This is a genomic window from Pseudomonas sp. B707, from assembly GCF_022496685.1.
Taxonomy (GTDB): domain Bacteria; phylum Pseudomonadota; class Gammaproteobacteria; order Pseudomonadales; family Pseudomonadaceae; genus Aquipseudomonas; species Aquipseudomonas paraglycinae.
In genome coordinates this window covers 83,288-108,682 of record NZ_WTVE01000025.1, presented here as the reverse complement: position 1 = coordinate 108,682, position 25,395 = coordinate 83,288, and the positions used below count along the sequence as shown (strand labels likewise).

The window sequence follows — 25,395 nt, the reverse complement described above, 5'->3', positions numbered from 1 at the left end:
GGCAACGAACGACAAATTAGAGGACATTTAGCGCCATGAATCTGGAGAGAAACCCATGAGCAAAAAAGTTGCAGTGATCCTGTCCGGTTGCGGCGTGTACGACGGCGCCGAGATCTACGAAAGCGTCATTACCCTGTTACGCCTTGACCAGCGCGGCGCACAGGTGCAGTGCTTCGCCCCGAACATCGCGCAATTGCATGTGATCAACCACCTGACCGGTGAAGAAATGCCCGAATCGCGCAACGTGCTGGTGGAATCGGCACGCATCGCCCGGGGTAACGTCAAGGATCTGCGTGAGGCCGATGTCGAGGACTTCGATGCGCTGATCGTGCCAGGCGGTTTCGGTGCGGCGAAGAATCTGTCGAACTTCGCCATCGAAGGCGCCGGCTGCACCGTACAACCGCAAGTGCTGGCGCTGGCCGAAGCCTTTGCCGAAGCGGGCAAACCGGTGGGCCTGATCTGCATCTCCCCGGCTCTGGCCGCGAAAATCTACGGCCCGGGCGTGACCTGCACCATCGGCAACGACGCCGACACGGCTGCCGCCATGAACAAGATGGGCGCCACCCACGAGGACTGCGCGGTGACCGATATCGTCGAAGACAAGGCGCGCAAACTGGTGACCACCCCAGCGTATATGCTGGCGCAGTCGATCAGCGAGGCGGCTTCGGGGATCAACAAGCTGGTGGATCGGGTGTTGGAACTGACCCACGAAAACGACGCCTGACCGGAGACCGTGATCGTTCCCACGCTCTGCGTGGGAATGCAGCCTTGGACGCTCCGCGTCTGCTTTGCATCGGTGGTGAGGCTGGGACGCGAAGCGTCCCGAGAGGCATTCCCAGGCAGAGCTTGGGAACGATCATCCACTCAGGATTGGCGCGCCAGCCGTGTCAGGATCCGGTCCAGCGCATTGGCGAACGCCTGCTTCTCGCGGTCACCGAACGGTGCCGGGCCGCCAGTGACCTGGCCCTGTTCACGCAGGTCGGTGAACAGGTTGCGTGTCGCCAGCCGCTCACCCATGTTTTGCGCGTCGAACTCCTTGCCTCGCGGGTCCAGCGCCGCCACGCCCTTCTTCACCAGCCGGTCGGCCAGCGGGATGTCACTGCAGATCACCAGTTCACCCGGCACCGCGTGTTCCACCAGATAATCATCCGCCGCATCCGGGCCGCTCGGCACCACGATCAGCTTGACGATCGCCAGCGCCGGTTTGCTCTGCGGCTGCCCCGCCACCAGCACCACTTCGAAGCGACGCTTGAGGGCGAACTTGACCACCAGCTCCTTGGCCATCTTCGGGCAGGCGTCGGCATCGATCCATACGCGCATCATCTCAAGCCGCCATGCGGCGCTTTTCAGCCACCCAACTGCGACCGTACAGCACGATAATCGCCGCAATCGCCACGGCCTGCGCCGTCAGCGAATAGGCATCGGCATGAATGCCCAGCCAGTCGAAATCGAAGAACGCCACCGGCCGGGTGCCGAAGATCCCGGCTTCCTGCAACGCCTTCACGCCGTGGCCGGCGAATACCACCGACAACGCACAGAGCAGCGCCGCGTTGATGCTGAAGAACAGCGCCAGCGGCAGTTTCGCCGAGCCGCGCAGAATCACCCACGCCAGACCGAACAGCAGCACCAGCGCCGTCGCGCCGCCGGCGAGTACCGCGTTATGCCCGGCAGGGCCGGCCTGCAGCCAAAGGGTTTCGTAGAACAGGATCACTTCGAACAGTTCGCGGTACACCGAGAAGAACGCCAGGATCGCGAAACCGAAACGCCCGCCTCCGCCAACCAGGCTCTGCTTGATGTAATCCTGCCAGGCCGCCGCGTGCCGACGGTCGTGCATCCACACCCCGAGCCACAACACCATGACGCTGGCGAACAGCGCCGTGGCGCCTTCGAGCAGTTCACGCTGGGAACCGCTGACGTCGATCACATACGCCGCCAGTGCCCAGGTGCCGAGGCCGGCCAGCAGCGCCAGCCCCCAACCGACGTTGACGCTGCGCACCGCCGATTGCTGGCCGGTGTTGCGCAGGAACGCGAGGATCGCCGCCAGCACCAGTATCGCTTCCAGACCTTCGCGCAGCAGAATCAGCAGTCCGGAGATGTAGCTCAGCGACCAGCTCAGACCATCGCTTCCCAACAGGCCGGCGGATTCCTTGAGTTTGGCCTTGGCCGCGTCCAGACGCTGCTCGGCCTGCTCCACCGGCAAGCCGTCCTGCAGCGATTGCCGATAGGCCATCAGGGATTTTTCGGTGTCCTTGCGCACGTTGGCGTCGACGTTGTCCAGCGAGCTTTCGACCAGTTCGAAGCCTTCCAGATACGCCGCCACCGACAGGTCATAGGCCTGATCGTGCTCACCGGCGCGGTACGCCGCCAGGCTCTTGTCCAGCGTCGCGGCGGTGTAGTCGAGCAACTGCGCCGGGCCGCGCTTGACCTGCGGCGGCTGCGCCCGTTGTACACGGAAGATCGCGGCGGCTTCAGCGCCTTCGGCAGCCTGCACTTCGGCCGGGGTCTGGCGGGCCAGGTCGGCGATGTTGTAGGTCTTGTCGGATTTGGCCGTGGCCGGATCGGCGCTGAACTGTGCGATGTAGGTCGCCAGGTCCCAACGCTGACGGTCATCCAGTTGATCGGCGAACGCCGGCATGTCAGTGCCTTCGACGCCCTGGCCGAGGGTGCTGTAGATCGCGTACAGGCTCAGGTGATCCATCCGCGCAGCGTCGCGCAGATTGGCCGGCGTCGGCGTCATGCCGAGACCCGCCGGGCCGTCGCCGGCACCGGTGTCGCCGTGACACACCGAGCAGTTTTGCGCGTACAACGGCGCACCACGGGTCGGATCAGGGGTGATGATCGGGGCCTGGCTGACTTCATAAGCCACCGCCAGTTTCGCGCCCAGTTGCCGGGCCTGACGGGCGACGTCTGCGCCGTCCTGTTTCGCCGTGATCGCGGCGTGCAAGGCAGTCACGCCTTGTTCCAGCGCCGCTTTTTCCGGCTTGGCTGGCAGGCCGGCGATCAGCCCTTGCAGCACCTGGGTGAACTCCAGCTGCTCGCGGTACTCGCCGTCGTCGATGACCTTGCCTGCCGCTACCGTTGGCGGGTAATCGGCGCTGATGTAATCGAGCAGGTGCAGCGCTTGCGGCGCGCCTTCCACGGTGTCGGCCAGCAGATTGAAGCTGCTCAGGGCGCACAACGGGAACACCAGCCAGGCCAGAAATCGGGACGCGGCAGTCATGAATGAGTCTCAAGTGGAAATGCGAAGTTACATATTGTTCACGTCGAGCGCGTTTCCCTCAAGCTTTCTTGGCGGCCCGACGGCTTTTAGCGCAAGGGTGCACTCGCCTTGCGGTAGTGTTCCGCCATGAATTCGACGAACACCTGCACCTTCAGCGCCACATGCCGGGCGTGAGGATAGAGCGCGTAGTAATGCCGCTGACCGAGGCTGTAGTTGGGCAGGATCTGCACCAGCCGGCCACGCAACAGATCGTCCTGCACCGTGGTCCGGGTGAACGCGGCAATCCCGACACCGGCCAGCGCCGCCGCATGCAGCGAGCTGATCGAGTCCGCCTTGAACCGCCCCTGAGCCCGCACCGCTGTCGTCAGCCCGCGCGCATCGGTCAGCGACCAGTCGCCACCGCCGGCGAACGCGAGCAATTGATGTTCGGCCAGCTCACTGACCTGGCGCACCAGACCGTGTCGCGCGACGTAGGTCGGCGAGGCCACCAGCACCAGCTCGGATACCGTCAGCAGACGCGCCACCAAGGATGAATCCGCCAGCGGCCCGCAGATGCGCAGCGCGACATCGAAGCCTTCGGCGATCAGGTCGACAAAACGGTCATCGCAGGACAGATCGACCTCAACCTCCGGATATCGCTGCTGAAACGCCGGCAACCAGCACGCCAGCTCCAGCGTGCCGATCACCACCGGCGCGCTGATGCGCAAAAGCCCACTGGGTGTCTCACGGGCCTGCCCGACCGCCAGTGCGGCCTGATCGACGCGATCGAGAATGTCCACGCACGCGGCATAATACTGCTGCCCGGCCGTGGTCAGGCTGAAGCGCCGGGTGTTGCGGTTGATCAGGCGCGTGCCGAGCTCCGCCTCCAGTTGCTGGAGCTGGCGGGAGATCGTCGAATGCGTGGTGTCGAGCCGCTCGGCGGCGGCAGTGAAGCCGCGACACTCGACGATGCAACGGAACGCGCGCATGGCCAACAGCTGATTCATCGAAGCCCTCAGTCGAGTGGCAGGCGAACGATCTGCTGCGTGGTCATGACGTCACCGAAGGTGTCTTCGATTTCGGCCAGCGCCGCGCGGTGCAGGCTGTCCTTGTCGACGGTGTCGCCGTTGACGCGGGTGATCGCCCGGGTCGCCGAAGCATCGGATGCTACCACGACCTGATAGCCCAACGGCGCAGCGTCCCGGGCACCGCCGGCAACGCAGGCGTGGGTCATCAGCCCGGCGAAAATCACGGTCTTGATGCCGGCCTGCTTGAGCTGCCGATCGAGATCGGTGCTGGCGAACACGCTGACCGTTGTCTTTTGCAGCACGTGATCCTGCGCCCTCGGCTGCATCAGCGGATGAAACTTCACGGTCTCGCCGCCCTGTGCGAACACTGGCGAACCGGCGGGCGCGACGTGCTGGACCTGGAACACTGGAATCTTCGCCTGATCGGCAAAGCGGATCAGCTCACGGGCCTTGTTCATGGCTGCGATGCCGTCGGGAATCGGCAGGCGTCCGCTGAAGTACTCGTTCTGGAAATCGATCACCACCAGCGCGGTGGTCTTCGGGTCGAGGCGTTCGATCGGCGCCGCGCCGGATATTGCACGAAGGGTTGGATGAGCATCCGGTGCAGTACTGGCCATCGCACTGCTGACCGCAGCGAGACCAAGACTGGCGAACAGGATTCTGAAAACTGAGCTGCAGCGATACGTTTGCGAGAGAGTCATGACGCGGTTCCTGTAGAGAGGCGTATAAGTCGGGCCAAGTCTAGAAATCCGCAAACGCCCTGACCACGGCAGTATTGGCACATGATCTGTGCAACTTTTGCACAGATCATGTCAAAAATTCTGCCCGGCAATTAGCCATCATCTCCCACTATAATGCGCCACTTCAGCCGCCCTTCTGTTCAAGGAAGAACCCCTCGCCATGCGCCATTGCCTGCTGTTTTCCCTGTTGTTCAGCATCGTCTTGCAATTGAGCGGTTGCGGGGCCTACCGCAATTACGACCTGGAACTGCAACAGACCACCGATCAGTTGAAAGCGGGCGACACCAACGGTGCGCTGGCCCTGATCGAGGCGCATAACCCGGATGAAGAAAAAGACCTGCTGTATTACTTCGAGAAAGGCGCGGTACTCAGCGCTGCCGGAGAGTTGCCGCAAAGTCAGGTCGCCTGGCGCAGCGCCGAACAGATGGTGATCCAGCGTCAGGACACCATAGAAACCGCCGGCGACAAGTTGCTGTCCGCCCTGGGCAATCAATGGGGCAGCATCATCAACGACAAGATTCGTCGCTACGATGGTTACGACTATGAAAAGGTCATGCTGACCACGCAAATGGCCCTGAATCAGTTGGCCGTGAATGACTTCGACGGTGCCCGTGCGGACATCAAGAAAACCCACGAACGCGAAACAATGATCGCCCGGCAACGGGAGCTGGAATACGAGCGCATTGAAAACGCCGCCAAGGCCCAAGGCGCGCGTGTGCATTACAAGGATCTGCAAGGTTACCCGGTGGTCATGCTGGACTCGCCGGCGGTCATCGCGCTGAAGAACGGCTATCAAAGTGCGTTCAGCCACTATCTGGCCGGCTTCACTTATGAAGCCCTGGGTGAAAAGGATCTGGCCGCACCCGGTTACCGTCAGGCCATAGAACTGCGTCCTGACATGCCGTTCTTCCAACAGGCATTGCATGACCTCGACAGCCCCGGGCTCAAGGCGGGCGAAAGCGATGTGCTGATCATCGTGCAAAGCGGGCTGGCGCCGGCTCGCAGTTCGGTGCGAGTGCCGTATCCGGTGAAGCTTGAGGACGGTCAGGTGATCGTGGCCAATGTGTCGTTTCCGGTGATGGTGCCCGACACGTCCACCCCACCCTTCGATCAGATCAGCCTCGACGGTCGTCCAAAGAAGCTGATCACGGTCAACAACATTACCGACATGTCCTTGCGCACTCTGCGTGACGACATGCCCGGGATCATCCAGCGCACCACGTATCGCGCGTTCCTGGCGGCAGACGTCCAGGGCACCGACAATCGGCGCAACCCGGCCAAGGCGTCCTATGTGACCCATTACGATGGATTCGAGCACGCAGACACCCGCACCTGGCGCACCCTGCCCAACCTCACCCAGGTACTGCGCCTACGGCTGAAGAAAGGCGAGCACATGATCAATCTGCCTACCGCACCCGGTGTCGCACCGCTTAAAATCCGCATCGATCAGGATCGTCAGATCATCGGCCTGCGCGCCCTGGGCGACAGAATCTATGCCAACGGCAGCGCTTTCCAGGCCTCCACATCGCCGGAAAGCCGCGTGGTATCCGGCCTGAAATAAGTAATGGCACCTTACTAACCGGTGCAATTAAAAAGCTATTACATAGCCAGCACCGCCCGCTTATAATGCCGCGCCCGCGCTATCGCGTTGCGGCATTAAAGCTCCTCTTGTTATGAGGAATTGGCAGGAGGCCAGCGCCACTGTCGATCGGTCCCAGCAGCCCGACCCGCACCCGAGGCTGTCGCTACTCATGGAAGAAGTACCCCATGGCATTCCGCGCTCCCACTCTGATCGCGCTCAGCGCTGTCACCCTGCTGTCCGGCTGTTCGGCGTTTCGCAACTACGATTCCGAACTGGCCCAGACCAACCAGCAACTGGCCACCGGCAACGTCGACGCCGCCCTGACCCTGCTGGAAAAGAACAACACCGGCCCGGACAAGGACCTGCTCTATTACTTCGAGAAGGGTGAGCTGCTGCGCGCCAAGGGCGACCTGTCCGGCAGCCAGAATGCCTGGACCAGCGCCGACCAGGTGGTGGGCAAGTGGGAAGACTCGGTCAAGCTCGACACCGACAAGTACCTGGCCCAGTTCGGCAGTTTCCTGGTCAACGACAAGGTCCGCCGCTACGAAGGCTACGACTACGAAAAAGTCATGCTGACCACGCAGATGGCTCTGAACCTGCTGGCGGTCAACGATTTCGACGGCGCCCGCACCGCGATCAAGAAGACTCACGAACGTGAAGCGGTGATCGCCGACCTGCGCGACAAGGAATACCTCAAGAGCGAAGAGGAAGCCGAGAAAGAAGGCATCAAGACCGAATACAAGGACTTGCAGGGCTACCCGGTCGCCAGCCTCGACGCGCCGGAAGTGGTCGGCCTGAAAAACAGCTACCAGAGTGCGTTCAGCCATTACCTGGCCGGTTTCGTTTATGAAGCCCTGGGCGAGAAAGACCTCGCTGCGCCGGGCTATCGCAAGGCTGCCGAACTGCGCCCGAACACGCCGCTGCTGGAGCAGGCGCTGGTCAACCTCGACAAGCCGGTCAAGAGCGACGACAGCGACATCCTGATCGTGGTGCAAAGCGGTCTGGCGCCGGCCCGCGATTCGATCCGCGTGCCGCTGCCGCTGCCAATCTCCAACAACGTAGTGATCACTCCGCTGTCGTTCCCGATCATCAAACCTGACACCTCCACCGCGCCATTCGCGCAGATCGGTGTCGATGGCCAACAGGTCGACCTGACCGCGCTGAACAGCACCACCGCCATGTCCCGCCGCGCCCTGCGCGATGACATGCCGGGGATCATCCTGCGCACCACCGTGCGCGCAATCACCAAAGGTGTGGCCCAGAAGAAGATCAACGAAACCAACCCGCTGGCCGGTCTGGCGGTCGGTATTTCTTCAGCTGTGCTCGAAGGTGCCGATACCCGTACGTGGCGCACCCTGCCGGACACCACTCAAGTGGTACGTCTGCGCTTGAAGAAAGGTGAGCACCAAGTCACTCTGCCGAGCGCCGTCGGTGGCTCTCAGGTCAAGGTGACCGTCGATCAGCGTTATCAGGTGATCACCCTGCGCGCCGTCGGCAATCAGGTGTTCGCCGCAGGCCTCGCCGCCCACGTGACCCCGAGCGCTGGCGCCACCGCCGTGGCCAGCCTCAAACAACCTTAAGAACGGAGTCTTTGCATGCGCTTCAAACTCATCGCCGTCGCCGCCCTCGCCCTGTTGGCGAGCGGTTGCGCCACCCCGCCACCACCGGAGCCGGGCAGTGCCGCGAGCAAGGTCGTGGCCATGGGCCCGCAGAAACACATCGTGGTCGGCGCGATGCGCGTGGCCCGCGAAAACGGCTTCATGACCGTCAACGTGCAGTTGAGCAACACCCTCAACAGCAACAAGACGTTCTACTACCGCTTCGCCTGGCTCGGGCCGGAAGGTTTCCCGATCGCCGAAGAAGAAGTCTGGAAGAGCCAGATGATGTACGGCGCCCAGACCAGCTTCATCCAGGGCATCGCCCCGACGCCGAAAGCCGTGGATTTCCGTCTGGAACTCAAGACGCCTTAAGCCCGACACCCTATTCCCGATTCAGAGAGCATTCCCATGTTTGCACGCTTTTCCTTCATCGCCGTCCTCGCCCTGCTGGCCTCCGGTTGCGCCAACACTTCGCCGACCCTGGGCAGCAAGAACATCAGCTACGGCGACACCAAGGCCGTTGAAACCGTGACCAACGAGTTCGGTTCGACCGACCTGCAGATGATCGCCGAGTCGATGACCCGTTCCCTGGCCCAGTCCGGCATTCTGCAGGGTCGCCCTGTGGTGCAGGTCTACGACGTGAAGAACAAGACCAGCGAATACATCGACACCCGCGAAATCACCACCAGCATCAAGACCCAGCTGATGAAGTCCGGTACCGCCCGTTTCGCCAGCGACAACACCGCGATGCAGAGCCAGGTCGACCAGCTCAAACTGCAAAACCAGAGCGGCCTGTACAAGAAGAGCACCGTGGCCAAGACTGGCAACATGATCGCTGCCAAATACCGTCTTGAAGGTTCGATCAGCTCGATCGTCAAGCGCAGCAGCGACTACAAGGACGTCTTCTACAAATTCAGCCTGCAACTGATCGACGTTGAAAGCGGTCTGGCCGAGTGGATGGACGAGAAAGAGATCCGCAAAACCACGGAGCGTTAATCGATGCGCACATGGATTGGCATGATGGCCCTGGCTTGCGCGTTCAGCGTGCAAGCGGCCCCGAAAGTCGCGGTAACGGATCTGGCGTACCAGGAACGTGTGGAGCAATACATCCACATCGTTTCGTCGAAGAACAACTACCGCGAGGGCTACTACAGCTCCAGCGGTTCTTCGAGCTACGACGAATTCGAAGCCAACACCAGCTACATCGAACAGACCGAACTGCGTAAGTTCACCGGCGACATCAAGGGTGAAATCCTGCGTACCGGCATGTTCCAGCTGGTGCAGGGCACGCCGTACACAGCGTCGTCCAAGGGTGACATCTACGATGTGATCAAGCGGATCAAGGCCGGCAACTTCAAGGGTGCCGACTACGTGCTGTTCGGCACCGTGTCGGACATCGACTTCACTCAGGACATGAACGAGCTGGCGCACACCGACAGCTATTCGGCCGTGCTGGGCCTGACGCTGGTGGCCGACTTCAGCCTGATCAATACCAAGACCTACGAAATCACCTCGGCCTTCACGGCGATGGGTGAAGCGCAGGACACCAAACTGGTGAACCACCGCGACATCAGGATCTCACTCAACCGCCCGCGGGTGGTGCGTGAAGTCTCGAAGGCACTGGGCGAAGACGTGGCCGGACAACTGAGCATGCAGCTCGGTGGTGGTGGTTACGAGCAGCCGCGCGAACCGCAGCAGCGCAACAATCTGCCGCGTGATACGGCGCCAGTGATTCTTCACTGACCGATGATCGTTCCCACGTCGAGGCGTCGAACCGTCCGCGTGGGAATGCAGCCCGGGACGCTCTGCGTTCCAGACACAAAAAAAGGCGACCTGAGAAGGTCGCCTTTTTTGTGCCTGTACGCTTTACACGGCGGCTTTGCGCAACGTCGCCATGAACGCCGCGGCGCCAATGAACAGTCCGGCAAACGTGCGGTTCATGCGTCGCTGCTGTGTCGGTGTGCGCAACAGGCGCAGCACCTTCGACGCCAGACCGGTGTAGCCGGCCATGACGATCAGGTCGACCGCGATCATGGTCACGCCGATCACCACGTACTGGATCAGCAGCGGCGCATGCGGATTGATGAATTGCGGCAGCACCGCGAGCATGAACACCAGCGCCTTGGGGTTGCTGATGTTCACCAGAAAGCCACGGAACACCAGAGCCAGCGGTTTGCCGATCGGGCGTACCGCTGCGTCATCGCTCATGTCCATAGGTAATGCGCGCCACTGCTTGATCGCGAGATAAACCAGGTAGGCGACACCGAACCATTTGATCGCATGGAACGCGGTGGCGGAAGCCGTAAGGATCGCGCCGACACCGGCGCCGACGATGGCAATCTGCACAGCCAGGCCGATCTGCAGGCCCAGGGCATTCCAGTAGCCGCGCCAGAAACCGTATTGCAGGCCGCTGGACATCGACGCAATGGCGCCGGCACCCGGAGAAAGACTGATCACCCAGCAAGCGGCAAAAAACGCCAGCCATGTTTGAAGCTCCATCGCACACCTCGACTTCGGACTCGTGACAATCCTCAAAGCTAATGCGGATTTGGCTGAATGACTACCGATTTTTTGCAGGATGTTGCGGCCGCCGACCAACGTGGCCGGCGCCCGATCACTTTTCGAAACCGCTGGAAGGGAAGATATCCGTGCCGCGCCAGCGGCGCACCGAGCGCTGGAAGAACAGGCTGTTGGGCACTTGCACCATGGCGCTGCCGGTGCCGAGCTCTTCAGCCTCGATCAACGTGGTGTAGAGCAGATTGATCGCCACCACCCGGCCTTTGACGCCGGGCTTGTCGGTGGTGTCGACCAGTTCGACCACATCGCCAAGACGGAACGGGCCGACGGTGAAGATCAGAATCGCGCAGAGCAGGTTCGACAGCACACTCCACATGGCGAAGAACGCCACCGCCGCCACCGCGACGAAGCCCGACAACGCAGTCCACAGCACTGTGGCCGAGACCCCGAGGCGTTCCAGCACGAAGATCAGCGCACTGCCCATGATCAGCCAGCGCAGTCCGCCGCGCAGCGGCATCAGCAGCTGCGGCGGAAACGGATACTTCTCGCCCAGGCGGGTCAGGAATCGGGCGACGACGCGCTGGGCGAAGTAGCCGGCCAGCAGGATCAGCAGAATCTGCACGCCGAGCCAGATCGGCTCGACCCACATCGCCGGCAATGGAAGTTTGAAGGCTTCCATCAGGACAACGCCTCCAGCTCCGCCTGCATGCTTTCCAGCGTTTCCAGGGCTTCCATCCACGCTTCTTCAAGTTCGCCTTCGCGGACTTTCAGCTTGGCCTGTTCGGCCAGCAGGTCTCGCAATTCGTTCTTGCGCGCCGGCTCGTAAATGTCGCTGTCGCCAAGGCTGGCATCGACCTTCGCCAGCTTCTCGTGCAGCTTGCCGAGCTCGGCTTCGAGCTTGTCGGCTTCGCGCTTGTGCGGCGCCAGTTGCTGACGCAACGCAGCGGCAGCCTGACGCTGGGCCTTCTTGTCGGTCTTGTCCGGGTTGACCGGTGTGTTGCTGACCGGGGCATTGCGCTGACGGTATTCCACCAGCCAGCGGGCGTAGTCCTCGAGGTCGCCGTCGAACTCTTCGACCTTGCCGTCCGCGACCAGGAAGAAGTTGTCGGTGGTGCTCTTGAGCAGGTGTCGATCGTGGGAAACCACCAGCACCGCGCCGCTGAATTCCTGCAACGCCATGGTCAGCGCCAGGCGCATTTCCAGGTCGAGGTGGTTGGTCGGTTCGTCGAGCAGCAGCAGGTTCGGCCGTTCCCAGGCGATCAACGCCAGGGCCAGACGGGCCTTTTCGCCACCGGAGAAATTCAGCACCGGCTCATCGATGCGCGCGCCACGGAAGTCGAAACCACCAAGGAAATCGCGCAGGGTCTGCTCGCGCTCGGTCGGCGCCAGACGCTGCAAGTGCAGCAACGGACTGGCCTTGGCGTCCAGCGAATCAAGCTGATGCTGGGCGAAGTAACCGACCACGGTGTTCTCACCGCGAGTCAGGCGCCCGGCCAGCGGTTCGAGCTCACCGGCGAGGTTTTTGATCAGGGTCGATTTACCCGCGCCGTTGGGGCCGAGCAAGCCAATCCGCGCGCCGGGGGTCAGTTGCAGCTTGACCTTCTCCAGCACGGTTTTCTCGCCATAGCCCAGACGCGCATCGGACAGGTCGATCAGCGGGCTGGAGATCTTGGTCGACTCGCGGAACACGAAATCGAACGGCGAATCGACGTGGGCCGCCGACAGTTCTTCCATGCGCTCGAGGGCCTTGATCCGGCTCTGGGCCTGACGGGCCTTGGTGGCCTGGGCCTTGAAGCGGGCGATGTAGCTTTCCATGTGCGCACGCTGCGCCTGCTGCTTCTCGTAGGCCTGTTGCTGCTGGGCCAGACGCTCGGCACGGGCGCGTTCGAACGCGGTATAGCCGCCACGGTAGAGCGTCAGCTTGCGCTGATCGACGTGGGCCACGTGATCGACCACCTCATCGAGGAAGTCCCGGTCGTGAGAAATCAGCAGCAAGGTGCCGGGGTAACTTTTCAGCCACTCTTCGAGCCAGATGATGGCGTCGAGATCCAGGTGGTTGGTCGGTTCGTCGAGCAGCAACAGGTCTGATGGGCACATCAAAGCCTGCGCAAGGTTCAGACGCATCCGCCAGCCACCGGAGAAATCTCCTACCTGACGATCCATCTGCTCGTTGGTGAAACCGAGGCCGGCCAGCAATTTGCGCGCACGGGCGTCAGCAGTGTAACCATCGGCGCTGTCGAGTTCGGCGTGCAGGCGGGCCAGCGCGGTGCCGTCGTGGGCCTCTTCGGCTGCCGCGAGCTCACGCTGCACTTCGCGCAGGCGCATATCGCCGTCGAGCACATAGTCGACCGCCAGGCGTTCGAGCGTGTCGACCTCCTGGCGCATGTGGGCGATACGCCAGTCGGCCGGCAACAGGCAGTCGCCCGAGTCCGGGTGCAACTCACCGCGGAGCAAGGCGAACAGGCTGGATTTGCCGGCGCCGTTGGCACCGATGAGGCCGGCTTTGTGGCCGGCGTGCAGGGTCAGCTCGGCGTCTTCTAGCAGACGTTGCGGACCACGCTGTAAAGTCAGGTTCTGAAGTCGGATCATAATGGCGGCGGAGTCTACCAGCTTCCCCCGCAACTGGCGCGAGTAGCACGATGTCCTCTGACCTGTGGAGCTTTGCCCTTGCCGTCTACGCCCGTCCCGGCGTGGAGGATGCCTGCCTGCGCCTGCAATCGGCGGGGGCCAACGTGTGCCTGATGCTGTGCGGTTTATGGCTGGAACAACGCGATGCGACCTGTGACGAGGCGCGTGCCCGGCAGTTGCTGCAACTGACAGAGCCCTGGGACCGGGAAGTGGTCCAGCCGTTACGCGCATTGCGCATGCAGTGGAAAACCCTGGCCGACACCGATCCGGTGCTCAAGGGCATGCGCGAGCAGATCAAGGGATTGGAGCTGGAGGCGGAGCGTGCGCTGCTGTCACGACTGGAAGGTGCCGCGCAAGGCTGGAAGCGTCATTCGAAGGAATCGAGTGACTGGCTGGAAGTGCTGGCCGGCCCTGCGGCCAACCTGAACCGCGACGCGCTGCAAGTGCTGCGCGTCGCGGCGACCGACACTTAGGAAGCGCTGGACGGGTTGCTGGTGACGCTCGACACCGGCGCCGACGATGGCGTGGTTGCGGTGGTCGAGGTAGTGGCGGCGGATGCCGGTGCTGCGGTCGGAGCCGGGGTTGCCGGTGCGGCAGGTTTGGCAGCAGGTGCAGTGGCCGGTTTTGCTGCAGCTGGTCTTGCTGCTGGCTTGGCGGCAGCTGGCTTGGCGGTAGCCGGCTTGGCGGTAGCCGGCTTGGCAGCGGCAGGTTTTTTCACTGCTGGTTTTGCAGCAGGTTTCGCGGCTGGCTTGGCGGCCGGTTTTGCAGCGGCCGCTGGCTTGGCGGCGGTCGTTGCAGGCTTCGCTGCAGCAGCCGGTTTGGCCGCTGGTTTTGCAGCGGGTTTTGCCGCAGGCTTGGCCGCTGGTTTCGCCGCCGCTTTGGCTGCAGGTTTGGCAGCAACCGGCTTGGCAGCGGTTTTCGCCGCAGGCTTGGCAGCAGCAGTTTTAGCGGCTGGTTTAGCGGCTGGTTTAGCGGCGGCTTTAACGGCTGGTTTTGCTGCCGGCTTGGCGGCTGCTTTGGTGGCTGGCTTGGCAGCTGGTTTTGCAGCGGCAGTTCTTGCCGGAGCCGCTTTCGCAGCAGCGGTTTTCGCCGCAGGCTTGGCAGCTGGTTTTGCAGCAGCCGGCTTGGCGGCAGCTGGTTTGGCCGCTGTGGTTTTAGCCGCAGTTTTGGCAGCGCTGGCTGCTGCGGGTTTCTTCGCGGCTGGTTTTGCAGCGACTTTCACTGGCGCTTTGGCAGGCGATTTGGCCGGTGCTTTTGCAGCAGGTTTGGCGGCCGCTTTTTTCGCAGGTGCCGCTGCAGGTTTAGCCGAACGCAGGGACAACGCCTTGCCGACAGCCTCTTGAACACGACCGACACCCTGGGCCAGTTTCAGGCTTTCCTGGGCATCGCGTTTGAGTTGCAGAATGTAGCTGCGGGTATCGGACTGACGATCCTTCAGCGCATCGAGCAGGTCTTCGAGTTCCTTCACGGCAGCCTTGGCCTTGGTCTGCGCCTTGGCTTTACCGGCTGCTGCTGCGTCCTGCAATTTGGTGCGGGATTTGTGCAGTTTTTCTTGCGCCTTGCCGCGTTGCTTTTCCAGTTTGGCGAGCAGTTTTTCAGCATCAGCCAAGGCTTGGGAGCAAGCGTTTTCCAGATGCTCGAGCAGGCTGCCCGAGAGTTGTTGGAGTAAATGCAACGGAGTGTTTACAGGCTTCTTGGTGGCCGACATGGTTTACCTCCTGGCTGACGTGAGTGCGGCTCATACTAGACCTCTGCTGCTACCGCCGCTAGGGCATGTTGACAGTATCGAAAGCACTCGGTTGCAGGCTTGCGAAAAACTTCTGTGCATTGGCAAAAGCAGTTCACCGTTGCAGACGTTCGCGCTGGCATAATCCACCGCAATTCAGGACGGAGAGTGCCCATGTCGCGCTACCTTTTTTTATCCCTCTGCATGATTTCTTCCGTGGCTCAGGCCGACGAAAAAACCACCGCGAATGACGCTCACGATCTGGCTTACAGCCTTGGTGCCAGCCTCGGCGAACGGCTGCGTCAGGAAGTGCCGCAGCTCCAGATCCAGGCGTTGATCGAAGGCCTGCAACAGGCCTATCAAGGCAAGCCGCTGGCATTGAGCGAAGCACGCATCGAGCAGATCCTCGCCGATCACGAATCGCAGACAGCCGAGCAGGCGGCGATGCCTTCGACTGAAGCGGCGATGGAAAGCGAGCGACGTTTTCTCACCGCCGAAAAAGCCAAACCGGGTGTGAAGGAGTTGGCCGACGGCATCCTGCTGACCGAGCTGGCGCCGGGGAATGGCACGAAGGCCGGTCCGGATGGAAAAGTGCAGGTGCTGTACATCGGTCGATTGCCCGACGGCACCGTGTTCGATCAGAACAGCCAGCCGCAGTGGTTCAATCTCGACAGCGTGATCGCCGGCTGGCGCACCGCGTTGCAGAACATGCCGGTCGGCGCGAAGTGGCGTCTGGTGATTCCATCGGATCAAGCGTACGGCGCCGACGGTGCCGGCGACTTGATCGCGCCGTTCACACCGCTGGTGTTCGAAGTGGAATTGCGCGGCGCGACCAGTTGATCGCCCAATAAAAAACGGTGCGCTGTGGGCGCACCGTTTCTGTGTCTTGCGAAGTCCGATTCAGGCCTGAACCGAATCCTCTTCCTTGTGTGCGGTATGCAGCACTTCGATCAGGCAGTCTTCCAGTTCGAAGCGCTCGTGGAGCAGGCCGCCCAGCTCCTTGAATTTCTCCGCAACGCATCTGCCTTCATCGCAAAGGTCGTTGAACGCGAGCAGTTTTTCGGTGATGACATCGATCCGCGGATAGATCGTCTCGGCCAGTTCCAGGCCGCGCTTGTCGTTGAAGGCCTTGGCCTCGCCCGTCAGCTGTTCGTAGATCTCGAAGTGGCCGGCCGAGACGTAATCGACCAGCACGCCGCAGAATTCCTGCAAGGGCTTTCGATCCTCGGACAGTGCCTGAGGTTTGGCGCCCAGCTTGTCATAGGCAGCGATCAATTCCTCACGCTCCTGCAGCCAGCGGTCGATCAGCAGATGAACTCCACCCCAACGTTCCTGAGCATTCTGACAACTTTCGAGCATGGCGATCTCTCTTCCCTTGTGGGTCATGCTGCTCTACACCCGCGCCCCTTCTTGTGAATATTGCTTTGAGAGGCGGCCAGGCAGAGCGTCATCGAGCAACACAATTCCAATGACACGTGCGGGCCAGATTATGCCCGCACGCCTATGGCTTCAAGGTACGCAGGAGAGAAAGTTCATACAAGTGTTTAATCCCTGACCAGCACCGGGTGCGACGGTTGGCCGCTGAGCGGTTGCTGCAACGCCATCCAGACCTGCCGCAGCAACTGGTAAACGGCCAGGATCGACATCCCCACAAAAAACAGCAGGCTCCACTCCGGAATGCTCAGATCGAACAGCGTCCAGGACAATTCCGCGCAATCGGCCGTATCGTTGAACATCCGCATCAGCGCGCATAACCACGGCAGGCTGCTGAACATTTCTTCCGGACCCGGCGCGCAATGCGCCAACCTTTGCAGGGAATCACCTTGCAGCAGCACTTGCCGCCACGCCGCTGTCGTCCCGCCAAGACTGGTGAGCAACGCCATCATCCAGTAAAGCGACAGACCGACACGTTGCGGCCCATGGATCGCAGCCACACCACAACAAAGGGTGAGGACGCTCATGAACAGACGCTGGACCAGACACAGACTGCAAGGCACCAGACCGACCGCATATTCAAGGTAATAGGAAGCTCCCAGGGCCAGAATCCCCGCAGTAAAAGCCATAAAGAACAGGGAGCGTGAGCAGGCCAACGACATGGCTTATCCGTAACAATAAAGACAGGCAGTTACGGTAGAGGAAAGGGCCTCGGGCTTTCAAGGCAGGTCACTGGCGACACTTCAGCAGAAGTGTAGGGAAATCCCGACAGGCACCGAAGGATTCGGTGTAGCCCTCTGTAGGACGTTGCTCTGGAGGAGATTTAACGGTAACTATTCCGTCATCGGAAAGAAAAGGAGGAGCACGCTCCTCCTTTCTGATCACGCCCGAACGGCTACGGGCAATGGCGAAGCCAAAAGTCGTTCATCCAGCATACCGAGCCCTTCCTGGAACAGCAGGTTGCTGCGCTCGGTGTCACCCAGCCGGGCCAGCAGGCGCGCCAATTCGGCGCACGCTTCCGGATTGCGCTGTACTCGCAGGCTGCTTTCCAGATAGTCCCGTGCCTTGCCCCACAGGCTGGCTTGCAGGCACAGGCGCCCCAGCGTCAGCAGCAGGCTGGCATCACCCGGATGATCCTTGAGCCAGCCTTCGGCCGTCTGCAACTGACGCGCCGGATCGCTGCCGCGCACCAGACCGTAAAGGCGCGCCAGATGGCTGTCGTACTTGCGCTTGAGCGCCGTGCGCAGCACTTCTTCCGCTTCGACCTGAGCACCCAACTGACGCAATTGCTCGGCATAGGCCAACACCAGCGCCGGCTCCTGGCGCTGGGCAGAAGTCAGTTGCTGCCAGGCGCGGTTGAGCGACTGCAAACCGACGGCTCCATCCTCTTCACGCTGGGCCGCCAGGGAAAGGTTTTCCCCCCAGGCACGACGCTCGAGCTCGGACAGTTCGGCCGGTGGCAGAACTTTGTCTTTGCGCAGCTCCGGCAACAGCCGGATCACCGACGACCAGTCACCGCGCTGCTGATGCAGACGCTGCAATTGACGCAAGGTCTGGACATTGTGCGGATGGCGCTCGTGCATCGCCTGCAAGGTGACCAGCGCCGCATCGGTATCACCACGATCAGTCTGCAACTGCGCATGGCTGAGAGCGATCGCCAGCTCGGCCTGCGGCTGACGCTCGAGGGCGCGCTCCAGCAGGCGATCGCTTTCCTCGTAGTTACCTTGTTCGTTGGCGGCGCGGGCGGCACCCAGGTAATACAGCAACGGCTGGCGCTCGGCTTCGGCGGCCCGGTAAAGGTGACGCTGGGCACTGGCCCAGCGGCCTTCGGCCAGATCGAGCTGACCATGCTCGATGGCCACCTGAACACGACGGCTGCGGTTGCGACGCGACCAGGGATTGACCACGCCGCCCGAGGTCAGCACCAGTTCGACCAGCGCCTTGATACCCCAGACCAGCAGCCACAGCACCGCCACCACCGCCAGGGTCGCCCACAGGCTCGATTCATAACGAAAGCTTTTGTAGGCGACCAGCACGTATCCGGAATGCTCGGCAATCGCCAGGCCCAGCGCCGCCGTTGCCGCGATCACCAGAAACACGATCACATACAGGCGCTTCATGGTGTCGCCTCCTGAGCGGTGCTGGCGGCTGGTTTGGCGAAGGGTTTCACCGAGTCTTCGGCGTTGACGTTACGGCGCTCCAGATACGCCTGAACCGCACTCAAGGTTCCAGCGAGATCCGGCGTGTTGACGGTAACCGGTTGCTTGCTCAATTCCGCGACCTGCTCGAGCATGATCTTGCTCTGCGGGTTGTCCGGATTGAAGTTGCCCGTGAGGACGTCACGCGCTTCTGCAAGGGCCTGGGTGTACACCGGCGCCTGACCGTTAAGCGCGGCCCATTGCGCCTGTTCGAGCGAAAGGCTCAGGGCCAGACGCACCTGGCTCAGACTCTGGCCAGCAAGCAGCGGCCGAACATTTTTGTCAGCGTTGAAATCGATGCGGATGTAGCGCGAGATCTGATCCCACCACTGCGCCCAGCGACTGGCGCCGTCGCCATCGGAGGTCAGGCCCAGCAGCGAATCGCCGCGATCCTTGTATTCCGGCGCCAGCTCGGTGAGGCCGACGACCTGATCACGCAAGGCGCCCAGGCGCAGGAACAGCCCGGTGCGATCCGGTTGCTCGGTGCTGCGCAGCGCCACCAGGGTTTTCGCCACTTGCTCACGAGCGGCGAACGAGCCGGGATCATTCTGCTCGCGCAGGATTTCATCGGCACCCTGCACCAGCGCCTGGGCGCTGCTGATGTCCTGGAGGGCGGAAAGACGCAGGCTGGCCAGACGCAGTAAGTGCTCGGCCTCGGCCAGACGCCAGTCCTTGCGGCTGGCGCCAAGGACGGTTTCCAGACGTTGATTGAGGCGCTGCTGATCGCCCTGAAGTTGCGACACCAGACGCTGGCGATCGGCAAGTTCATCGGCGCCGGGCAATTGCGCGAGGCGCTCGGTCAGTCGTTGCTCATTGAGCTTCAGGGTCTGGGCCTGATCGTTCAACGCCTGGACCTGGCTCAACTGATTCTGAGTGCTGGTCTGCAGGTGTCGCACCTGCCAGACACCCCAGCCACCCACCGCAACACCGGCGGCGCCGAGCAGCAGCGCGAGAATGGCCAATCCGTTGCCTCGGCGCGGTTCCGCGGCCGGTGGCGGTGCATCAACCGGTGCATCGATCACAGGTTGAACGTCATCTTTAGGCAAGGCTGTTTCGCTCACGTATCCATCCTTTGCATTAGAGAACGGGCACGGGATGCTCCCGTAACGCCGTCAGCAAGGCCGCGGCACTCGCGCCGCGACAATCCACAACTGTTCGGGCCCCGGCGGCACTGGCCTGCTCGGCAACCCTTGGGCTTGGAACAAACAACGGCAACTGCGCAAGTACAGGCCAGCTGTCGCCAGCCAGTTGGCGCAGGTGCTCGAAACCCTGTCCACTGCTGACCACCAGCCCGTTCAGGCGTTCCGCTGCAATCCTGCGGGGCAGCTCCTGCGGCGGATAGTCCGGCAGGTCGCGACGGTACAACTCCAAGTATTCGACACTAGCACCAAGCGCGCGCAGGCGCTCGGCCAGCAGCTCGCGTCCGCCCTCCCCGCGCAGGATCAACACCTGCGAGCCGGGCTCTGCCACCGCCGCCAGCAGACGCGGCAATTGCAGCAAGGCTTCGCTGTCGTCACCCGCGTCGGGGAAGCTCACATCCAGTCCTCGATCCCGAAGGATAGCGGCGGTCGCCGCGCCCACGCTGAACCACGGCATCGTCAGAGTCGCCAGACCCAGAGCGTCGAGCAGATCCACCGCGATCCGCGCCGCCGGTTTGCTGACCACGATCACCGCGCTGTAACGCGGCAGTTGCGTGATCGTGCGGCGCATTGTGTCAGAGACCGGCAGTGGCGCGATTTCCAAAAGCGGCAGACAGCTGCTGAAAATCCCTTGTTCGGCCAGCACGGTGGCGAGCGCCGAACAGTCCTCCGCCGGGCGCGTCAGCAGCAGGCGCCAGGCGGTCACTCGTGACCTGCCTCGCCGTAGACTGCCTTGAGAATATCGTCGGCGCCCTGACTGAGCAGGTCTTCGGCCACCTGCACACCCAGCGTCTCGGCTGCGGCACGCGGTGCACGAGCCTGTGCGCTGAGCAGCTTGCCGCCGCTCGGCTCGCCCACCAGGCCGCGAAGCCACAACTGATCGCCTTCGAGCACGGCGTAGCAGGCGATCGGCACCTGGCAGCCGCCATTCAGATGTTTGTTGAGGGCACGCTCGGCGGTGACACGGTCGGCGGTGTCGGCGTGATGCAGGGGCGCGAGCAAGGCATGAATCTCAGTGTCGGCGCTGCGGCATTCGATACCGACGGCGCCCTGGCCACCGGCCGGCAGGCTATCGTCGACGCTGATGGCCGAGGTGATGCGGTCTTCGAAACCGAGGCGGATCAGACCGGCTGCCGCGAGGATGATCGCGTCGTACTCGCCGGCGTCGAGCTTTGCCAGACGGGTGTTGACGTTACCGCGCAGGAAACGGATCTCGAGATCCGGACGGCGCGTCAGCAACTGTGCCTGGCGACGCAGGCTGGAGGTGCCGACGATGCTGCCGGCTGGCAACGCATCGAGGCTGGAATACGTATTGGAGACAAACGCGTCACGCGGGTCTTCACGCTCGCAGATGCAGAACAGACCTAGGCCTTCGGGGAAATCCATCGGCACGTCTTTCATCGAATGCACGGCGATGTCGGCTTCGTTTTCCAGCAGCGCGGTTTCCAGTTCCTTGACGAACAGGCCCTTGCCGCCGATTTTCGACAGGGGCGAATCAAGCAGCTTGTCGCCGCGACTGACCATGGGCACCAGCGTCACCAGCAGGCCCGGGTGGGCTGCTTCCAGACGGGCTTTGACGTATTCGGCCTGCCAGAGGGCCAGAGCACTTTTGCGGGTGGCGATGCGGATTTCGCGAGAGGACATGGATCAATCCGTACTGAATAGATACGGCGGATAATAACAGCTCAGCCAAATCCACTTTGACCTGAATCAGAAACGGCGTGGCCTCCCTGGCCTGCGATGCCTGGTGAATGAAACGAAGAACCGCCCGGAGCCTGCGGACTAAAGCCCCTGCATCATTTTGCGCACGCCCGCCACATGCCGGCGGCTGACGATCAGCGCATCTCCGTTGAGGCCCTTGAGGAACAACTGGAAGTGGCCCAGCGGTGTGCGCTGCAATCGCTCGATGCGGTCGCGGGCGACCAGCGCGTTGCGGTGGATCCGCACGAAGCGCTCGCCGAATTCGTCTTCCAGCGCCTTGAGCGGTTCATCCAGAAGGACTTCGCCACCTTCGTGGCGCAAGGTCACGTATTTGTGGTCGGCAATGAAGTACACCACCTGATCCAGCGGGATCAATTCGATGCCTTTGCGGGTCCGGGCGCTGATGTGGCTGCGCGGGCCGTTACCGCTTTCGGCGGCAGGACGGGTCAGGGCCGAGAGCTGGGCCCGGTTGGGACGTTCAGCCCGTTTCAGGGCGTCATGCAGATGTTCGGTTCGCACGGGTTTCACCACATAGCCCACGGCGCTGGCCTGCAGGGCTTCCACGGCAAATTCATCGGGACCTGCGCAAAACACCACGGCTGGCGGGGTTTCGCGTTCGCACAGACGGGCAGCCACCTGCAGGCCATCGAGGCCCGGCATGCGGATATCGAGCAGCACGATATCCGGCTTGTGGCTGTCGATCAGCGCCAACGCCTCTTCGCCATTGGTGGCGCTGGGCTCCAGGACTGTGTAGCCCTCGAGCTCGCTCACCATTCGGCTGAGTCGCTCGCGGGCCAGTGGTTCGTCATCAACGATCAGGACATTCATATTGCGCTGGATTCCTGCGTGAGTCTCGCACAAGGATAGCGTAGACAAGTGGAGTGACGTCCGTCACCGCGATCCACGCTAAGACTAGCGCGAGCGCCAAAAAGTGCCGTACGTCGGCCGGCAATATTTGCCGACACCTGCAACGTACCGCCTGACGCCCGTCGCCGACTGCGTTTTACGCAGGGTATGCCAATGGCCAATACACCCACCCCTCTCTCTTCTTATAGTCGGTGGCCGGACCTTTGCGCGATCCGCCGCCACGTCGACCCCTATGTCCTACTGTAGACGCTCGTCGGGCCGATATTGCTCAATCGAAAAATATCCTTGCGCAAATCCCCCGGCGACACCGGCGACTATGGATCAGGTCATGAGAAAAAAACGTATCGACCAGTGTCAGCGACAGGATTGGCAACCCTGTTATTATCCGCGCCAGCGTTTCACGCCTTCTTTCTTCAAGCCGATACGAGCGAATTCATGAGCACTGACAAGACCAATCAGTCCTGGGGCGGCCGCTTCAGTGAACCCGTCGACGCCTTCGTCGCCCGCTTCACCGCCTCCGTCACTTTCGACCAGCGCCTGTATCGCCACGACATCATGGGCTCGATCGCCCACGCCACCATGCTGGCCAAGGTCGGCGTGCTGACGGATGCCGAGCGCGACAGCATCATCGATGGCCTGAAGACCATCCAGGGCGAAATCGAGGCCGGCCAGTTCGACTGGCGCGTCGACCTCGAAGACGTGCACATGAACATCGAAGCACGCCTGACCGACCGCATCGGCGTCACCGGCAAGAAGCTGCACACCGGCCGCAGCCGCAACGACCAGGTCGCCACCGACATCCGCCTGTGGCTGCGTGACGAGATCGACCTGATCCTGAGCGAAATCACCCGCCTGCAAAAAGGCCTGCTGGAGCAGGCCGAGCGTGAAGCCGCCAGCATTATGCCGGGCTTCACCCACCTGCAGACCGCTCAGCCAGTGACCTTCGGGCACCACATGCTGGCCTGGTTCGAAATGCTCAGCCGCGACTACGAGCGTCTGGTCGACTGCCGCAAGCGCACCAACCGCATGCCGCTGGGCAGCGCCGCGCTGGCCGGCACCACTTACCCGATCGACCGCGAATACACCGCGCAACTGCTGGGCTTCGACGCCGTCGGCGGCAACTCGCTGGACAACGTGTCCGACCGCGACTTCGCCATCGAATTCTGCTCGGCCGCCAGCATCGCGATGATGCACCTGTCGCGCTTCTCCGAAGAGCTGGTGCTGTGGACCAGCGCGCAGTTCCAGTTCATCGATCTGCCGGACCGTTTCTGCACCGGCAGCTCGATCATGCCGCAAAAGAAAAACCCCGACGTGCCAGAGCTGGTACGCGGCAAGACCGGCCGAGTGTTCGGTGCGCTGATGGGCCTGCTGACCCTGATGAAAGGCCAGCCGCTGGCCTACAACAAGGACAACCAGGAAGACAAGGAACCGCTGTTCGACGCCGCCGACACCCTGCGCGACTCGTTGCGCGCCTTTGCCGACATGATCCCGGCGATCAAGCCTAAGCACGCGATCATGCGTGAAGCGGCGCTGCGCGGCTTCTCCACTGCCACTGACCTGGCCGACTACCTGGTACGCCGTGGCCTGCCGTTCCGTGATTGCCACGAGATCGTCGGTCATGCCGTGAAGTACGGCGTCGACACCGGCAAGGATCTGGCGGAAATGAGCCTGGAAGAACTGCGCCAGTTCAGCGACCAGATCGAGCAGGACGTGTTTGCCGTGCTGACCCTGGAAGGCTCGGTGAATGCCCGTGACCACATCGGCGGCACTGCGCCGGCGCAGGTCAAGGCTGCCGTGGTTCGTGGTCAGGCGCTGATCGCCAGCCGCTAAAAGCCAAAAACATCGCTGGCAAGCCAGCTCCCACAGGTTCAGTGTCGAACATGCAATTGTGTTTCAACCGAAAACCCTGTGGGAGCGGGCTTGCCCGCGATGACTGATTTCAAAACGCTACAAAATGCTACTTTTTGGCTGCGATCATCGCCAAAAACGCCGGCATCGCCGCATCCTTGTCCGCTGCAATCTTCTGCACATTTGGATTCTGCTCAAGTCGCTCCAGCAGTGCCTTGGCCTTCGGCATCTGCGCCAGCAAATCCAGACCGAACAGCTTGTGCCCCACGGCAACTGCCAACGGCACGCTGTAGAGGAAATACAAATCCGCAATGCTCAAGCTGTCGCCCGCTACATACGGGGCGAACTTGCCGTGGCGCCCCAGCGCCGCAAAGCCCAGCAGCAATTCAGCCTTGGTTTTCTCCTTGATCGCCTCCGGCAGCGCCGTACCGAAAAACGCTTCGCCGTAACAGGCTCGTGCCGGCAGCTCGATATACAGCTCGATTTCCTTGGCCACTGCCAGCACCTGAGCACGGGCAAACGGCTCGGTCGGCAGCAGCGGGACACCCTTTTGACTGCTTTCGAGGTATTCGAGCATCACCATCGTTTCGTTGATGTAACCACCTTCGGCCCCCAGCACCGGCACCTTGCCACGCGGGCTGATGGCCAGAGACTCAGGCGTAGGCGTCGGGTAGAACGTGACCTCCTCGAACGGCAGGCCTTTTTCCAGCAGCGCCAGTTTGACCATGTTGTAGTAGTTGCTGACGGAGAATCCATAGAGCTTGAACATCACATAGCCTCCAGGCCGTGCGGGGTGGGCAGTGCCTGTTTATAGATCGCACCAGGGATTCGCGCCAGCAGCATCACGCTGCTGAATGCGGGTAAACTGGCGCCTTTCCTTGAGGAGCCTGCCATGAGCGAGCCGACTGACATCGACAATGATGAAGAAGAGTTCACCGAATCGACGCTGATCGAAGCGATCGAGAACCAGATCGAAAGCGACAACCCGCCAGCGGCCAAGGCAACCTTCAACAAGCTGACGCTGGTCGGTTACGAGCGTGATGACATCCTGAATCTGATGGCCCACGTGCTGGCCTGTGAAATCGACGCGATGCTCGACGAAGACCGTGCTTTCGATACCGAGTGGTACGAAACCGCGCTGCGCGCACTGCCGGAACTGCCACCGGAAAAGCAGTAAACGGCCCCACCCT

The 25,395-nt window shown here is 62.0% G+C and carries 26 protein-coding genes; 10 read left to right on the top strand and 16 right to left on the bottom strand.

The genetic code is table 11. The annotated features are described in order from the left end of the window. Nucleotides 1–55 precede the first annotated feature (55 nt). Nucleotides 56–724, top strand: a complete 669-nt coding sequence (gene elbB / locus GQX66_RS13095; RefSeq protein WP_102685843.1) for an isoprenoid biosynthesis glyoxalase ElbB — start codon at nucleotides 56–58, stop codon at nucleotides 722–724. A 140-nt stretch (nucleotides 725–864) separates the two neighbouring features. Here elbB and GQX66_RS13090 read toward each other — a convergent pair whose 3' ends face one another. The 4 genes from GQX66_RS13090 to GQX66_RS13075 all read right to left on the bottom strand — a co-directional run bounded on the left by GQX66_RS13090 (nucleotide 865) and on the right by GQX66_RS13075 (nucleotide 4,928). Next, on the bottom strand, nucleotides 865–1,320 hold the full coding sequence (locus tag GQX66_RS13090) for a YaiI/YqxD family protein (RefSeq protein WP_102717355.1): 456 nt from the start codon (nucleotides 1,318–1,320) through the stop codon (nucleotides 865–867). A 4-nt stretch (nucleotides 1,321–1,324) separates the two neighbouring features. Next, nucleotides 1,325–3,220, bottom strand: a complete 1,896-nt coding sequence (locus tag GQX66_RS13085; RefSeq protein ID WP_240869587.1) for an FTR1 family protein — start codon at nucleotides 3,218–3,220, stop codon at nucleotides 1,325–1,327. 86 nt (nucleotides 3,221–3,306) lie between these two features. Then, nucleotides 3,307–4,206, bottom strand: a complete 900-nt coding sequence (locus GQX66_RS13080; protein WP_240869585.1) for a LysR family transcriptional regulator — start codon at nucleotides 4,204–4,206, stop codon at nucleotides 3,307–3,309. A gap of 8 nt (nucleotides 4,207–4,214) precedes the next feature. Continuing rightward, nucleotides 4,215–4,928 (bottom strand): isochorismatase family protein, encoded by a 714-nt coding sequence (locus GQX66_RS13075; protein ID WP_236188245.1) that lies wholly within the window; start codon nucleotides 4,926–4,928, stop codon nucleotides 4,215–4,217. A gap of 199 nt (nucleotides 4,929–5,127) precedes the next feature. Here GQX66_RS13075 and GQX66_RS13070 point away from each other — a divergent pair, with 199 nt between their 5' ends. The 5 genes from GQX66_RS13070 (at nucleotide 5,128) to GQX66_RS13050 (ending at nucleotide 9,890) form a co-directional block, all read left to right on the top strand. Then, a complete protein-coding gene (locus GQX66_RS13070; protein ID WP_085746765.1) occupies nucleotides 5,128–6,528 on the top strand; it encodes a hypothetical protein in 1,401 nt (466 codons plus the stop codon). A gap of 206 nt (nucleotides 6,529–6,734) precedes the next feature. After that, nucleotides 6,735–8,129 carry a hypothetical protein gene (locus GQX66_RS13065; RefSeq protein WP_007951845.1) on the top strand — a complete coding sequence of 465 codons (1,395 nt, stop codon included), beginning with the start codon at nucleotides 6,735–6,737 and terminating at the stop codon, nucleotides 8,127–8,129. 15 nt (nucleotides 8,130–8,144) lie between these two features. Further along, nucleotides 8,145–8,519: a YcfL family protein gene (locus GQX66_RS13060; RefSeq protein ID WP_011336502.1), complete on the top strand. Its 375-nt coding sequence runs from the start codon at nucleotides 8,145–8,147 to the stop codon at nucleotides 8,517–8,519. A gap of 36 nt (nucleotides 8,520–8,555) precedes the next feature. Beyond that, entirely contained in the window at nucleotides 8,556–9,143 is a 588-nt protein-coding gene (gene lpoB / locus GQX66_RS13055; protein WP_007951848.1) for a penicillin-binding protein activator LpoB, read from the top strand. Nucleotides 9,144–9,146: 3 nt separating this feature from the next. After that, nucleotides 9,147–9,890, top strand: a complete 744-nt coding sequence (locus GQX66_RS13050; RefSeq protein ID WP_240869583.1) for a penicillin-binding protein activator LpoB — start codon at nucleotides 9,147–9,149, stop codon at nucleotides 9,888–9,890. A gap of 123 nt (nucleotides 9,891–10,013) precedes the next feature. On the opposite strand, the gene GQX66_RS13045 is transcribed toward GQX66_RS13050, so the two are convergent. The 3 genes from GQX66_RS13045 to GQX66_RS13035 all read right to left on the bottom strand — a co-directional run bounded on the left by GQX66_RS13045 (nucleotide 10,014) and on the right by GQX66_RS13035 (nucleotide 13,253). Further along, nucleotides 10,014–10,646 carry a LysE family transporter gene (locus tag GQX66_RS13045; RefSeq protein WP_102685847.1) on the bottom strand — a complete coding sequence of 211 codons (633 nt, stop codon included), beginning with the start codon at nucleotides 10,644–10,646 and terminating at the stop codon, nucleotides 10,014–10,016. 115 nt (nucleotides 10,647–10,761) lie between these two features. Continuing rightward, nucleotides 10,762–11,343: a mechanosensitive ion channel family protein gene (locus GQX66_RS13040; protein ID WP_085606057.1), complete on the bottom strand. Its 582-nt coding sequence runs from the start codon at nucleotides 11,341–11,343 to the stop codon at nucleotides 10,762–10,764. Next, entirely contained in the window at nucleotides 11,343–13,253 is a 1,911-nt protein-coding gene (locus GQX66_RS13035; RefSeq protein WP_240869581.1) for an ATP-binding cassette domain-containing protein, read from the bottom strand. Before GQX66_RS13035 ends, GQX66_RS13040 begins: the two co-directional genes overlap by 1 nt. 50 nt (nucleotides 13,254–13,303) lie before the next feature. Between GQX66_RS13035 and GQX66_RS13030 the strand changes: the two genes are divergently transcribed. Then, a complete protein-coding gene (locus GQX66_RS13030; protein ID WP_134022777.1) occupies nucleotides 13,304–13,765 on the top strand; it encodes a TIGR02444 family protein in 462 nt (153 codons plus the stop codon). Here the strand turns inward: GQX66_RS13030 and GQX66_RS13025 are convergent. Then, complete coding sequence (locus GQX66_RS13025; protein ID WP_240869579.1) at nucleotides 13,762–15,000, bottom strand: AlgP family protein; 1,239 nt, start codon at nucleotides 14,998–15,000, stop codon at nucleotides 13,762–13,764. The two genes, GQX66_RS13030 and GQX66_RS13025, sit on opposite strands and share 4 nt — an antisense overlap. Before the next feature lie 192 nt (nucleotides 15,001–15,192). Here GQX66_RS13025 and GQX66_RS13020 point away from each other — a divergent pair, with 192 nt between their 5' ends. Continuing rightward, a complete protein-coding gene (locus GQX66_RS13020; protein ID WP_240869577.1) occupies nucleotides 15,193–15,858 on the top strand; it encodes an FKBP-type peptidyl-prolyl cis-trans isomerase in 666 nt (221 codons plus the stop codon). Between the two features lie 60 nt (nucleotides 15,859–15,918). Here GQX66_RS13020 and rsd read toward each other — a convergent pair whose 3' ends face one another. From rsd to GQX66_RS12985, 7 genes are all read right to left on the bottom strand, one after another. Next, on the bottom strand, nucleotides 15,919–16,377 hold the full coding sequence (gene rsd, locus GQX66_RS13015) for a sigma D regulator (protein ID WP_102685851.1): 459 nt from the start codon (nucleotides 16,375–16,377) through the stop codon (nucleotides 15,919–15,921). A gap of 185 nt (nucleotides 16,378–16,562) precedes the next feature. Next, nucleotides 16,563–17,114, bottom strand: coding sequence for a disulfide bond formation protein B (locus tag GQX66_RS13010; protein WP_085746773.1), 552 nt, complete (start codon nucleotides 17,112–17,114; stop codon nucleotides 16,563–16,565). Nucleotides 17,115–17,333: 219 nt separating this feature from the next. After that, nucleotides 17,334–18,572 (bottom strand): heme biosynthesis protein HemY, encoded by a 1,239-nt coding sequence (locus GQX66_RS13005; protein WP_240869574.1) that lies wholly within the window; start codon nucleotides 18,570–18,572, stop codon nucleotides 17,334–17,336. Beyond that, the gene (locus GQX66_RS13000; protein ID WP_102717325.1) at nucleotides 18,569–19,711 is read right to left on the bottom strand and encodes a uroporphyrinogen-III C-methyltransferase; all 1,143 of its coding nucleotides are present in this window, start codon (nucleotides 19,709–19,711) and stop codon (nucleotides 18,569–18,571) included. Before GQX66_RS13000 ends, GQX66_RS13005 begins: the two co-directional genes overlap by 4 nt. A 16-nt stretch (nucleotides 19,712–19,727) precedes the next feature. After that, a complete protein-coding gene (locus GQX66_RS12995) occupies nucleotides 19,728–20,495 on the bottom strand; it encodes a uroporphyrinogen-III synthase (protein WP_134023005.1) in 768 nt (255 codons plus the stop codon). After that, nucleotides 20,492–21,433 carry a hydroxymethylbilane synthase gene (gene hemC / locus GQX66_RS12990; protein ID WP_007951874.1) on the bottom strand — a complete coding sequence of 314 codons (942 nt, stop codon included), beginning with the start codon at nucleotides 21,431–21,433 and terminating at the stop codon, nucleotides 20,492–20,494. The genes GQX66_RS12995 and hemC overlap by 4 nt, the downstream gene beginning before the upstream one ends. Nucleotides 21,434–21,571: 138 nt before the next feature. Beyond that, a complete protein-coding gene (locus tag GQX66_RS12985) occupies nucleotides 21,572–22,318 on the bottom strand; it encodes a LytTR family DNA-binding domain-containing protein (protein WP_007951875.1) in 747 nt (248 codons plus the stop codon). A gap of 474 nt (nucleotides 22,319–22,792) precedes the next feature. Here GQX66_RS12985 and argH point away from each other — a divergent pair, with 474 nt between their 5' ends. Beyond that, nucleotides 22,793–24,187, top strand: a complete 1,395-nt coding sequence (gene argH / locus GQX66_RS12975) for an argininosuccinate lyase (protein ID WP_011336517.1) — start codon at nucleotides 22,793–22,795, stop codon at nucleotides 24,185–24,187. A gap of 127 nt (nucleotides 24,188–24,314) precedes the next feature. Here argH and GQX66_RS12970 read toward each other — a convergent pair whose 3' ends face one another. Next, complete coding sequence (locus GQX66_RS12970; RefSeq protein ID WP_102685855.1) at nucleotides 24,315–24,974, bottom strand: glutathione S-transferase; 660 nt, start codon at nucleotides 24,972–24,974, stop codon at nucleotides 24,315–24,317. Between the two features lie 123 nt (nucleotides 24,975–25,097). Between GQX66_RS12970 and GQX66_RS12965 the strand changes: the two genes are divergently transcribed. Next, on the top strand, nucleotides 25,098–25,382 hold the full coding sequence (locus GQX66_RS12965; RefSeq protein WP_007951881.1) for a hypothetical protein: 285 nt from the start codon (nucleotides 25,098–25,100) through the stop codon (nucleotides 25,380–25,382). Nucleotides 25,383–25,395 lie beyond the last annotated feature (13 nt).

Excerpts from the sequence above, each read along its gene's own strand:
- GQX66_RS13020 (WP_240869577.1), top strand. The coding sequence starts at position 15,193 with ATGTCGCGCTACCTTTTTTTATCCCTCTGCATGATTTCTTCCGTGGCT.
- GQX66_RS13085 (WP_240869587.1), bottom strand. The coding sequence starts at position 3,220 with ATGACTGCCGCGTCCCGATTTCTGGCCTGGCTGGTGTTCCCGTTGTGC.
- GQX66_RS13080 (WP_240869585.1), bottom strand. The coding sequence starts at position 4,206 with ATGAATCAGCTGTTGGCCATGCGCGCGTTCCGTTGCATCGTCGAGTGT.
- GQX66_RS13035 (WP_240869581.1), bottom strand. The coding sequence starts at position 13,253 with ATGATCCGACTTCAGAACCTGACTTTACAGCGTGGTCCGCAACGTCTG.
- GQX66_RS12970 (WP_102685855.1), bottom strand. The coding sequence starts at position 24,974 with ATGTTCAAGCTCTATGGATTCTCCGTCAGCAACTACTACAACATGGTC.
- GQX66_RS13090 (WP_102717355.1), bottom strand. The coding sequence starts at position 1,320 with ATGCGCGTATGGATCGATGCCGACGCCTGCCCGAAGATGGCCAAGGAG.
- GQX66_RS13060 (WP_011336502.1), top strand. The coding sequence starts at position 8,145 with ATGCGCTTCAAACTCATCGCCGTCGCCGCCCTCGCCCTGTTGGCGAGC.
- argH (WP_011336517.1), top strand. The coding sequence starts at position 22,793 with ATGAGCACTGACAAGACCAATCAGTCCTGGGGCGGCCGCTTCAGTGAA.
- GQX66_RS13065 (WP_007951845.1), top strand. The coding sequence starts at position 6,735 with ATGGCATTCCGCGCTCCCACTCTGATCGCGCTCAGCGCTGTCACCCTG.
- GQX66_RS13010 (WP_085746773.1), bottom strand. The coding sequence starts at position 17,114 with ATGTCGTTGGCCTGCTCACGCTCCCTGTTCTTTATGGCTTTTACTGCG.
- hemC (WP_007951874.1), bottom strand. The coding sequence starts at position 21,433 with ATGTCCTCTCGCGAAATCCGCATCGCCACCCGCAAAAGTGCTCTGGCC.
- lpoB (WP_007951848.1), top strand. The coding sequence starts at position 8,556 with ATGTTTGCACGCTTTTCCTTCATCGCCGTCCTCGCCCTGCTGGCCTCC.
- GQX66_RS13075 (WP_236188245.1), bottom strand. The coding sequence starts at position 4,928 with ATGACTCTCTCGCAAACGTATCGCTGCAGCTCAGTTTTCAGAATCCTG.
- GQX66_RS13025 (WP_240869579.1), bottom strand. The coding sequence starts at position 15,000 with ATGTCGGCCACCAAGAAGCCTGTAAACACTCCGTTGCATTTACTCCAA.
- GQX66_RS13030 (WP_134022777.1), top strand. The coding sequence starts at position 13,304 with ATGTCCTCTGACCTGTGGAGCTTTGCCCTTGCCGTCTACGCCCGTCCC.
- elbB (WP_102685843.1), top strand. The coding sequence starts at position 56 with ATGAGCAAAAAAGTTGCAGTGATCCTGTCCGGTTGCGGCGTGTACGAC.
- GQX66_RS13070 (WP_085746765.1), top strand. The coding sequence starts at position 5,128 with ATGCGCCATTGCCTGCTGTTTTCCCTGTTGTTCAGCATCGTCTTGCAA.
- GQX66_RS13050 (WP_240869583.1), top strand. The coding sequence starts at position 9,147 with ATGCGCACATGGATTGGCATGATGGCCCTGGCTTGCGCGTTCAGCGTG.
- GQX66_RS12965 (WP_007951881.1), top strand. The coding sequence starts at position 25,098 with ATGAGCGAGCCGACTGACATCGACAATGATGAAGAAGAGTTCACCGAA.
- GQX66_RS13005 (WP_240869574.1), bottom strand. The coding sequence starts at position 18,572 with ATGAAGCGCCTGTATGTGATCGTGTTTCTGGTGATCGCGGCAACGGCG.
- rsd (WP_102685851.1), bottom strand. The coding sequence starts at position 16,377 with ATGCTCGAAAGTTGTCAGAATGCTCAGGAACGTTGGGGTGGAGTTCAT.
- GQX66_RS12985 (WP_007951875.1), bottom strand. The coding sequence starts at position 22,318 with ATGAATGTCCTGATCGTTGATGACGAACCACTGGCCCGCGAGCGACTC.
- GQX66_RS13045 (WP_102685847.1), bottom strand. The coding sequence starts at position 10,646 with ATGGAGCTTCAAACATGGCTGGCGTTTTTTGCCGCTTGCTGGGTGATC.
- GQX66_RS13040 (WP_085606057.1), bottom strand. The coding sequence starts at position 11,343 with ATGGAAGCCTTCAAACTTCCATTGCCGGCGATGTGGGTCGAGCCGATC.